This window comes from Mesorhizobium vachelliae (genome assembly GCF_033977325.1).
Taxonomy (GTDB): domain Bacteria; phylum Pseudomonadota; class Alphaproteobacteria; order Rhizobiales; family Rhizobiaceae; genus Mesorhizobium; species Mesorhizobium vachelliae.
In genome coordinates, this window is the sequence record NZ_JAVIIR010000029.1 from 24399 (window position 1) to 31619 (window position 7221).

Sequence of the window (7221 nt, forward strand, 5' to 3'; positions counted from 1 at the left end):
CCCGGATCCAGCCGCGCAGGCTCTCTGCGGCAGGCAAAAGCGTGCGATTACCAGGTGAGATAGTAGCCGCCCGGTGCCGGCAGCTCGAGGTCCGTCAACCTGACCAGTTTCCCTTCTTTGATCTGTGCCTTGACCAGGCGATGCCACCCGACGGCAACCCCTTGGTCGGCCCGGGCGGCCTGGAGCGCCACGAAGAACTTGCCGAAGCTCCTGCCGCGAGTCGGACCGTGCGGGACGCCTGCGCGCCGCAAGACCTCGTCCCAGCCGGCCCAGTCGGGAGGAACCCAATCAACATGCAGCAGCGGCAGGTCTGCCAGCGACTCCGCCGTTGCATCGCGATGCTTGCTCGCAAATCCCGGGCCGCAAACGGGGTAGATCGTTTCGTCGAAAAGCAGCTCGGCATTCTCGTCGGACCACGATCCCAATCCGTACCGGATGCCGGTTCGACCTCGGCGCGGCGGTAGTCGCGAGGATTGTCCGAGATCAGGTGCTCGACGGCAATGTCCCGGTACCGCGTCCAGAACTCCGGCATGCGCGGGATTAGCCACATCGGCGCGAAGGCGTCCGTGCAGGCCAGCGTGACGTTCTTAGAACGATCGCCTCGCTTCACATTCCGTCACCCGCTCGCGAAAAGCCGCTGGCCAACACGCTGTAAAGGTCTTCGCCGGCGCTTGTGAGGACCACGCCAGTTCCCAATCGGTGACCAGCGGAACGCCGAGCTCGTCCTCGATCGCCTTGATCTGCCGGCTTACCGCACCCGGAGTGACATTCAATTCTGAAGCAGCCAATGACGGGTGCCGGACAGAAGCCTCGAAAACCGCGAAGGTGGTCAGGGGCGGCAGGTCATATAGCGACGAATCATCTAGGCTCCCAATTTTCGATGATCGCGCGGCGCGACGGAAATTGCGATGACGTGCTGGTTCACCTCAACCTCGCATTTCGCGAAGGTCTATCGGGACCACTGGCAAAATCCCCGGTTGCCAACAAGAATGAGGGCGATCGGCGCCGGCTCCATCGCCAAGTTGAGTTTGCCACAATAGTTTGACTGGGTAACGCCGCGGCACAATGGCGGCGATAGGTTGAGAGCGCGCGCAAGCGCCGCCGTTCGCACAATGGTCCCACATCATAGAAGCTGATGCCGACGCATAGGGGGCTCAGGCTGCAGATGCTTGCGAGACCTTTGTTGCCCCTGAGAGAAGAGTTTTGACATCCTTTGAAGGATCCAAAACGTGCTCAGGTGCGACGGTCTGCCCGGCTTCTATGATCCGTTTGCCGACCATGTAGGCGCGCGGGTCATTCATTGCATCGAGAGCCAGGAGCCGACCCCCCTTGTAGTACCAGATCGACTGTGACTGCTCATGATCGCCCTTTCGTTCGACGATCCGGTCGTAGCCAGTGTTCAGCCCCGCTATCTGCAGCTTGACATCATACTGATCCGACCAGAACCAAGGCTTCGCCCTATAGTTCTCCGATGCACCGAGCATGTTTCCGGCTACCAGCTCGGCATGGTCGATCGCATTGCCGACGCTCTCAAGTCGGATGCGCCTGCCGTCATAGGGGAAGGAGGCGCACTCGCCGGCTGACCAAATGCTGGGGTCCGAAGTGCGCCCCTGGCCGTCGGTTCGGATGCCATTTTCGATCGCGAGGCCTGCTTCCTCGGCGAGGCCGGCTCTAGGGGTGACTCCAATGGCGACAATGACGAAGTCAATCGGAAGGTTCATGCCATTGGAGAGCACTGCGCCAGATACATGACCTCGGCCTGTCAGACGGTCGAGTCCCATGTTCTCAAAGATCTTAACGCCGTGGTTGGAGTGCAGGCTACGGAAGTAGTCTGACGTCGGCGGCGCCGCAACGCGCTGGAGAATCCGAGGGGCCATTTCAATAAGCGTAAGCTCAAGCCCAAGTTTCACCCCCACGGCGGCTGCCTCAAGCCCTAGATACCCACCTCCGACAATGAGGAGCTTCCGCCCGGACTGGAATTCCGTACCCATCGCATCGATATCGGCGAGCGTACGGATGGTATACACACCTTTCAGACTGCCGCCCGCGGTCGGCGGAATTCGTCGCGGCCTGGAACCCGTCGTCAGCGCCAGCTTGTCATAAGGGATCGGCTCATCGCCCACTCGCACCATCCTGGTCGAACGATCGATCGACGTAACAGGCGAGGCCAGCTTGAGACTGATTTCATTCTCTTTCCAGAACGAGGGCGCTCGAAGGTAGAGCCGTTCCAGGCCCATTTCTCGAAGGAGGTAGCCTTTGGACAGTGGGGGCCGTTGATAGGGCGGCGCGGGCTCTTCACCAATGAGCGTTACCGGGCCATCGTAACCCAAAGCCCGGATCTTGGCTGCAAGCGATGCTCCGGCTTGCCCCGCGCCGACGATTACAATGCCGGTCATGACAAAATTCCCTTCGCGGATCGGGCCAGCCCGCCCTTGCGTGCGACGATTACCGGCGAGCTCACACCTGCTTTTCCGGCATGTGAAGAATTAGTCCTTCCAATGCTTCGTTGACCCTAATCTGACAAGTTAGCCGCGAGCGGGCCGGATCGGGCTCGTAGGCGAAGTCCAGCATATCCTGTTCCATCGCCTCCTTCGGGGGGAGCTTTTCGACCCAGTTTAGATCGACATACACGTGACAGGTGGCGCAAGCACATGCTCCGCCACAATCCGCCTCGATACCCGGGATGCCATTGTCTCGGGCTCCTTCCATGACCGTGCATCCGCGGGGAACGTCCACCACATGCGCTCGGCCATTATGTTCTACATAAGTAATCTTGATCATCACGATCTTCCTAGACTTGTGCTACCAACGGCATGGTGACTAAAATCGCCGCGCTCGTCATTTTATTTCTTTCGCATTTCTTTCAAGCGGACCCGCGTGCGGGCCGTCGCCTCTTCCGTACCGTCATGGAAAGTGCCGAACCATTTATCGCACGGCACCTCGGGCTCACCATAGTTGCACTCAAAGTAACGGTGGTGGAGCTGATGGAAAAAGTCCCCCACCTTGAGTCCAGCATCGCTGTTTTCTCCAGCAGTTACAGTCTCGTAGCCCGCGTGCGAAGTGATGGCCAGAAGTACCTTCTGCTGCAGCTGGAAGATGAAGTGTACCGGATGGGATGGGATCATCGCATGGATCAGAACGGAACTTAGATAGCCGATATGCTCGACTGGATGCATCGACATACCAGACCATGGGCCGACGTTCACATTTCGATGATGCAGGGAATGGACCTTATTGTACAGCGGTCCGCAATGCAGCAAGCGATGTATCCAGTAAAAGTGAAATACGCCATAGATTGGCAAAACGACAAACCAGAGGACAAACCATACCGGGTGGCCAGTAAAATCCAGCATTGGAATATAGCCGTTGGCGTATGCCCACAGGCCAGCAACTTCATACGTGGTCCAGATTGTCACCCCGCTTGCAATCGACCAGAAGACGTTGTCCAGGAATTGGCTGTTGAACGTGAACAGGTTGTTTTTCTTGTGGAACGGCCGGGCATCGTACCGCAGATGATTGCCTTGCCTTTTGAATGTGTAGAGATAGAGATGCATCCCTCCTGCCACCAGGACCATCAGCGCGAGGTTGCGCAGATAGACGGCTGCGATCCAATCAAATGCAAAGGTTCGCGCTGTTTCCAATGAAGGCGACAGGTAGAACCACGTCAAGAACGACACGCCAAGCACAAGCAGCCGATCCGATATCGGTAGCCAGGACTTCCACAATAGCTTCAGTCCAAGGATCGGTCCGCGTTTCAAGTTAAAAAGCGAGCGGTCCTGCAGCGGCAAATCGGGGTGGTAGTTCCAGGTCGATTTCCCTGGGAGGGTCGCTCGGGGCGTTGTGCTCTCTAACGTCATATCCGTTATCCTTTGCTCTGCGCGCCGCAGGGGCGCGTTTCATCCAGCCGGGCCCGGAAGGCCTCAAGCTCATTGGCCTTCAACGAGACCGATACATCTTTGTAGGGGAACGAGCCCTCGCGGACCGCCAACTGGAAGGCGCTGAGAGCTTTCGAGCGTTCCAGCTCGATCTCCTGCTGCAGGCGAAGTACATTGCCATAGGCACGGGCATGCCGTGGCGGATTGGGAGTTTCGCCACAAATGTCTTCGGAAAACAGGAATGTCACGTCTCCCCCGGAACCAGAGCCGATCGAGAAGGTGATAAGGCTCGTGCGCTTGTTGAGCTCTTCCAGCACCTGTTGAGGAACCAGCTCGACCTCAACGGCGAATGCTCCGGCCTCTTCCATAGCGCGAAACTGTTCGGCTAATTTGAGCGCCTCGTCCGCTGTCGTGCCGTAAGCCCGCAACCCTCCGATCCAGGTGCTGTAAGGCGGAACCAATCCGAGATGGCCCATGACCGGAAAGTTGAGATCGGCTAACATCCTGATCGTAGCGAGGCTGCGCGTGGTGTAGAGCGCGTCTGCACCTTGATCCATCGCCCGCATCGCGCCTTCAAGGACGTCGTTCTCGGTGGGATGATCGACGAGCATGAGAGCGGCGGTGATGAATGTGTTCGGCGCCGCCTCGCGCACTTCCTTGAGCATTTGACTGCGCGTGATGATCGTATCTATCCCAGCGGCGGCAGCCCGCGCCGCCTGGTCGCCATTCATCGCCGTCACTTCGGTCAGCTGCAGCTTGCCTTTGTTGGCGCGCAAATCTGCAACGGTCCAATTTCTCTGAGCCGGACGGTGACCGAAGGTGAAAATATTGCGCATTCCTAAGTCTTTCTCCCAAGGTCTCGAAATGAAGGCCCGACTTGCCTAGCGACTACGATGTTGCCTAAAAGCCCCTGAATCAAATGAAAGGTGCCTGCCCCTTGCATTCCTTGGAGGAATTTCATGACTGCGAGAATGGACGAGCTTGTGGCTGGGCAGCCTTTTCGCGGGCAGGGGCTTTCCCGCAAGTCGTCGATGTCCCGATCGTAGTTGGAAGGCACTCTCTGTGTCGCGCGAAATCGTCACCGATTAGTCCGTCAACGCGAGACAGACTCCGATTTGCACGCAGCGTTGCTGAGTCCTCCCGGGCCTCTTAAAACCGGGAGGCCGGTGGGCGGCTAATTCTCTCGGCATCAGAAGGAGTAAAGCCGGGAATATTCCCGCCGTACCGCCGCCATAGCCATTCCTCGAATGGTTCGATTGCAAATTCGGGGCGCCGATGCGCAGGCCAGGCTAGGTGATATTGATCTTCCGTCTCCACGTACTCAGGAAACGGTGTCACCAACTGGCCGCTGCTCAGCGAGTCGCCCAAAAGGCGCAGCCAGCCAAGAGCTACACCTTGTCCGGCCAAGCAGGCTTGAATGGTGTTGTAGTAGTTGTTGAAGCCCATTGCCTGGTGATTCTTTGGGAGTTCAAGCGAGAAATGCCTCAGCCATTGGCGCCAGCCAATCCAAGAAGGATGTTGAGCCTGCATATACAGGAGTTCGCAGCGCAACAAATCGTCAACGTGTCGCAGCGGTCCCTTCCTGTCCATGAACTCGGGGCTGCAAACTGGGGTCAAGATATCCCGAAACAGTGGACGCAGCTTGAGATCGGAAAAATCGGGTTTGCCAAATGAAAGCACGAGATCGACCTGACCTGCGGTTTCAATCCCTTGGGGGTCCGATGTCACCACAAAAATCTCGCCGCCAGGGAAGCATTCACGCACCTCGGCGACGCGCGGCAATAGCATGAATGCCGCGTTTGCCGTGGAGGTCGAAAGGACGATCTGTTTTTTAGAGCGTTCTTGCAGGAGATCCTCTAGCGCATCGATGATTTGGGATGCCGCAAGGCTGTACGCTCTGAGCAGTCTGTGACCAGCCGGGGTCAGGCTGATCTGTTTATGCGCGCGAACGAAAAGTGGCTGACCCAAGCGGCTTTCAAGCTCCATTATCTGCTTACTGACGGAGCTTTGGCTCAGCCCGACCTCTTCACCCGCCAGAGTGAAGCTTTCCTTTCTGGCGGCGGCTTCGAAGGTCGGCAAGAGCCGTTGAATGTTCCGGTATACCGTTTTTGTTCGCATAGCTTAGTTGGTAGCGAGAACCGGGAGAGATGCAAGGCAAGGACCGTCAAACAGCCCCGCCAAGACCAAAGTTACAACCTAAAACCTGCAAATGCGGCTTCGTGGAATCCCGGCAGCTTGGCCTTTCAGTTACCCAGCGAGTAGTTTTTTGACGGCGGCTCGATCTGGCGCCCGCTTTTTCGGATAGTCCATGATACCTCCCAGTCGAGCCGCTGCTTGAAGACATGGTGGCGCAGGCGGCGCATGGCGTGCAGTTCGTCGGCGAAGTCGCCGTTCCATTCTGGCGCGATGAGCTGCAGCATGACTGGGTCCTCCTGGCAGGAATGACCCTGCCATTGAAGACCAGGCATCAGGCTGAAACAGCCTGTGCAGCAGTACAGGTCAAAACGACTGCGTCAGCCGAGAACCTTCCTGGAGGCGGAGAACCGCGCCACGGCTTGCGTGCGAGTGCGCACGCCGAGCTTCTTGATGGCGTTCTCGAGATGAAAGGCGGCCGTCCGGCGCTTGATGCCAAGAATGCCACCAATGTCCCGAGCGGATTTGCCCTGCACCGCCCATCCAAGGCACTCATACTCGCGAGGTGTCAGCTGGACGCCGTCGATCACCCGATCGGCCGAGAGCTTGCGGCGGACACAGACATGAAAGCAGGTTGCCATGAACCTGAAAGCGTCTTCGTAGCGTTCGGTAACGCGCAGGAGCGCCGGATCCGGCCGGTCGGCGGCAAAACTCATGGCAGCGGCGTTGCCGCGCTTGTCGAGGATCGGGATCGTCAGCCCGCAGCGGATGCCAAAAGCGGCCGCCTCGTCGAACAGCTTCCCCTCAAACTGCGACAGGCTGGTCCGGCTGTCCTGAAGTCCCCATAGAAACACGGACTGATCGCCCTGCGCCCGCGCGATCACCGGATCGACGACGTGGTAGCGGTTGCTTAGATACCGAGATGTCCAGCGAGAGGGATAATTCGAGATCAGCCTTGGTCTTGCCGAAGCTCGCGGCGGCAGCGACAGATACGCGAACCTGACGAGATCGAAAGCTGCGGCAGCATGCGCCATGGCGTCGCGAAAACCTCGCTCGTCGACGCTTTCCGACAGCCGTTCCAGAAACGTCTCGAACACAAATTGGGTCGTGTCCCGCTGAGTGGTGTAGCTCGGCGGTGACGAAGCCGCTCGCGAGCGCGCTCCTCAACAGCGCCGAAGCGAGCGAGCGGCGATAGCAGCGGTCATCGATGTTC

General features: G+C 58.3%; 9 protein-coding genes. All 9 read right to left on the minus strand.

Features of this window, described 5'->3' with window-relative positions; genetic code table 11:
* Positions 1-47: 47 nt before the first annotated feature.
* A complete protein-coding gene (locus RFM41_RS32510) occupies positions 48-425 on the minus strand; it encodes a LysR substrate-binding domain-containing protein (protein ID WP_320253307.1) in 378 nt (125 codons plus the stop codon).
* A 162-nt stretch (positions 426-587) separates the two neighbouring features.
* On the minus strand, positions 588-788 hold the full coding sequence (locus RFM41_RS32515; protein WP_320319341.1) for a LysR family transcriptional regulator: 201 nt from the start codon (positions 786-788) through the stop codon (positions 588-590).
* A gap of 366 nt (positions 789-1154) precedes the next feature.
* A complete protein-coding gene (locus tag RFM41_RS32520) occupies positions 1155-2396 on the minus strand; it encodes an NAD(P)/FAD-dependent oxidoreductase (RefSeq protein ID WP_320253306.1) in 1242 nt (413 codons plus the stop codon).
* Positions 2397-2457: 61 nt separating this feature from the next.
* Complete coding sequence (locus tag RFM41_RS32525) at positions 2458-2781, minus strand: 2Fe-2S iron-sulfur cluster-binding protein (protein WP_320253305.1); 324 nt, start codon at positions 2779-2781, stop codon at positions 2458-2460.
* 62 nt (positions 2782-2843) lie between these two features.
* A complete protein-coding gene (locus RFM41_RS32530) occupies positions 2844-3857 on the minus strand; it encodes a sterol desaturase family protein (protein WP_320253304.1) in 1014 nt (337 codons plus the stop codon).
* A 5-nt stretch (positions 3858-3862) separates the two neighbouring features.
* Positions 3863-4711: a 3-methyl-2-oxobutanoate hydroxymethyltransferase gene (locus RFM41_RS32535; RefSeq protein ID WP_320253303.1), complete on the minus strand. Its 849-nt coding sequence runs from the start codon at positions 4709-4711 to the stop codon at positions 3863-3865.
* A gap of 313 nt (positions 4712-5024) precedes the next feature.
* Positions 5025-5954, minus strand: a complete 930-nt coding sequence (locus tag RFM41_RS32540; RefSeq protein ID WP_320253302.1) for a LysR substrate-binding domain-containing protein — start codon at positions 5952-5954, stop codon at positions 5025-5027.
* Positions 5955-6118: 164 nt separating this feature from the next.
* Positions 6119-6295 carry a hypothetical protein gene (locus tag RFM41_RS32545; protein ID WP_320253301.1) on the minus strand — a complete coding sequence of 59 codons (177 nt, stop codon included), beginning with the start codon at positions 6293-6295 and terminating at the stop codon, positions 6119-6121.
* Positions 6296-6388: 93 nt separating this feature from the next.
* Positions 6389-7105, minus strand: a complete 717-nt coding sequence (locus tag RFM41_RS32550; protein ID WP_320253300.1) for an autoinducer binding domain-containing protein — start codon at positions 7103-7105, stop codon at positions 6389-6391.
* Between the last annotated feature and the right edge of the window lie 116 nt (positions 7106-7221).

What these genes read in the sequence shown, in the direction of transcription:
- RFM41_RS32520 (WP_320253306.1), bottom strand. Translation starts at nt 2,396, where the DNA reads ATGACCGGCATTGTAATCGTCGGCGCGGGGCAAGCCGGAGCATCGCTT.
- RFM41_RS32525 (WP_320253305.1), bottom strand. Translation starts at nt 2,781, where the DNA reads ATGATCAAGATTACTTATGTAGAACATAATGGCCGAGCGCATGTGGTG.
- RFM41_RS32530 (WP_320253304.1), bottom strand. Translation starts at nt 3,857, where the DNA reads ATGACGTTAGAGAGCACAACGCCCCGAGCGACCCTCCCAGGGAAATCG.
- RFM41_RS32535 (WP_320253303.1), bottom strand. Translation starts at nt 4,711, where the DNA reads ATGCGCAATATTTTCACCTTCGGTCACCGTCCGGCTCAGAGAAATTGG.
- RFM41_RS32545 (WP_320253301.1), bottom strand. Translation starts at nt 6,295, where the DNA reads ATGCTGCAGCTCATCGCGCCAGAATGGAACGGCGACTTCGCCGACGAA.